Origin of the sequence: Dietzia sp. SYD-A1 (assembly GCF_015356725.1) — a bacterium.
In the GTDB taxonomy this organism is placed as follows: Bacteria; Actinomycetota; Actinomycetes; order Mycobacteriales; family Mycobacteriaceae; genus Dietzia.
In genome coordinates, this window is sequence record NZ_JADDKI010000327.1 from 1 (window position 1) to 2,675 (window position 2,675).

Below are 2,675 nucleotides of genomic sequence, written 5' to 3' on the forward strand. Positions count from 1 at the left end.
GACCTGCGGCGCGTGGCCGGGCGGGGCCGGCGTGGAGGCGGCCGGAAGGTCCGCGGCATCTTGATCGGACTGGATCGCGGGCTCGGGGACCGGGTCGTCGCGGAGGATCCGGTCTAACGGTGTCGCCAGGAGTTCCTCGAGATCCGGCCGGGAGCCGGTGAGGTCCTCGACGAGATTCGCTATGCGCACCACGGCGAGCGAGTCCAGACCGGCAGCCAGCGGTTCGAGCGCCGGATCCACACCGTCCGGGACCACTGCGGCCAGCTCGGGTGCCAGGCCTGCCGAACCACTTGCGAGCGCCTCCGGCCGAGACGCCGCGGGTTCGGCCTGCGCGGACGTCGCCGGTGCTGGGGTCGACGAGGCGGGGGGTGACGAGTCCAGCGTCGACGAGGCGGGACTCGACGGTGCTGGGACTGACGAGGCGGAGTACGACGACGCACTCGCGAAGGGGTTCGGAAGCGCCTTGTGGTCGATCTTGCCGTTCGCTGTGACCGGTAGCTCCCGGTGAATCAGGACAGCGGTAGGAACCATGTACGCCGGAAGCGCCTCCCGGAGTGCGGCACGAATCGCACGCTGGTCGAGTCCGGACTGCGGGGTGAGCGCGACATGCCCGACCAGGCGTTTGCCACCGCCGGGGCCGTCGACCGCACTACAGACTCCCGCACGCACCCCGTCGAGGCGCGTGAGTGCTGCGTCGATCTCTCCGAGCTCCACGCGATAGCCGTTGATCTTGACCTGTCGGTCGACGCGACCGAGGAACCGGATCGTCCCGTCGGGCAACCACATCCCCTCGTCGCCGGTGCGATAGAGGCGTTCGCCGTAGACGGGGTGGACCCGGAACCGCTCCGCGGTCTGTTCCTCGTCGCCCAGATACCCGCGCGCCACGCCGTCGCCGCCGATGAACAACTCGCCCGCGACTCCGATCGGGACCGGCTCCCCGTCCGGGCCGTCGAGAATGCGGAACCACTGCCCGTCCAGCGCCGTGCCGTAGGGAATCGATGGCCACTGCGGATGGACGTCGCCGATGACGTGGTGAACCGACCAGATGGAGGCCTCCGTCGCCCCGCCGAGACTCACGACGACGGCATGCGGGGCGAGGGCGCGGAGTCGATCCGGCAGCGTCACCGGGATCCAGTCACCGGACATCATGACCAGCCTGAGCGAGCCCAGCGCGGTGCGCGCGCGCTCGGGATCCGATTCCGCGTAGTCGACGAGCATCTCGGCCAGGGCAGGCGCGGAGTTCCAGACCGTGACGCCCTCGGTCTCGATCGTGCGCAGCCAGTGCTCGGGATCGGCCTCCGAGCCGCGTTCGGGCAGGACCAGTCGCGCGCCGGCGGACAGGCCGCCGAAGATGTCCCACACGGACAGGTCGAAGCTCAACGCGGACAACCCCAGGACGACGTCCGTCGGACCGGGGTTGAACCGGCGCGCCAGGTCGTCGATCGTCGTCCTGGCCTGAGCGTGTTCGATGGCGACGCCCTTGGGCTCTCCCGTCGAGCCCGAGGTGAAGATCGTGTACGCAAGTCCGGTCCCCTCGACGGGTGCGGGACCGGGACGAACCGCATCGTCCGCAGGCCGCTGGACCACGGCGGGTATCGCCGTGACCCCGTCGGGCATGTCCGTCCCCTGCGCGGCGACAGCGACCCTGGCGCCGGCTCGGGCCGCGATACGTTCCACGCGCGTGAGCGGCCATGCCGGGTCCACGGGCACGTAGGCGGCCCCGGCCGAGGCGATCCCGAGGACGATGCCGATCTGTTCGACCGACTTGCCGAGCAGGACGAGGACCGGCTCCCCGGGTGTGACCCCCCTGGAGTACAGCTCACCGCGGGTCCACGCCGCGATGGAGGCGAGTTCGTCGGCATCCGCGACGCGGTCCCCTTGCGAGACCACGCGCCGCGTCCCGTCCGCGTCCAGCGCCGCCAGCACCGGGTCGTGCAGACCCGGGCCGGAGTCGTAGGCCACCGGTCGCGGCCGCGGGGTACGGACCCAGGGGTCGAGAAACAGACCCGGTCGCGTCCAGGCGGCCTCGTCGCGGGCCAGTACCTCGACGGCCCTCTGGACCGCGCGGCGCATGCCGTCGACGACGCCGTCGTCGACCGCCCCGACCACGTGGTCCCAGGCGAGGACGAGCGCGTCGTCCTCCTCCCAGTGGATGGCGTCGAGCAGGACCTGGGGAGTCTGGGACACCCCGAACCCGCGTCGGCCGAGCCAGGCGTCCGTGCGGGACCCGGCGCGGTCCCCTACGGAGGAGGTGAAGACGACAGGGTGTTCGGGGATCCCGTTCGTCGGCCCGAACAGCTCGCCGACCACGCGCGATGCAGGCACCGCGCTGTGGTCCACCGCGTCCCAGAAGTTGCGCGTCACCCGGAGGGCGTAGTCCACGAAGCCCTCGGCGCACCCCGTGTGACCGGTGTCGAGAAGAGCGGTCCGGGTGGTGTCCCCCACGCCCGCGTCCTCGCGGGCCTCGGGGTCGAAGAGTGTGGTGACCAGGCAGAAGCGCTCCCGGGCGCCGAAGCGCCGGAGCGCGGCCGCGAACAACGCCGCCAACGCCCCCGTGGGCGAGACACCCCACGCCCGGGCCGCTACGCGGAAATCCGCCCAGACGTCGGAGCCGACCCGGCCCTCCGACCGCCGGAACCGTGGCGGGGTCAGCTGATCGGCCCGAAGGTGGGTGG

The 2,675-nt window shown here is 71.8% G+C and carries 1 protein-coding gene; it reads right to left on the reverse strand.

From position 1 onward, the window contains the following. Positions 1-2,675: amino acid adenylation domain-containing protein (locus IY392_RS12995; protein WP_194861440.1), on the reverse strand; the 2,675-nt coding region annotated here is incomplete at both ends.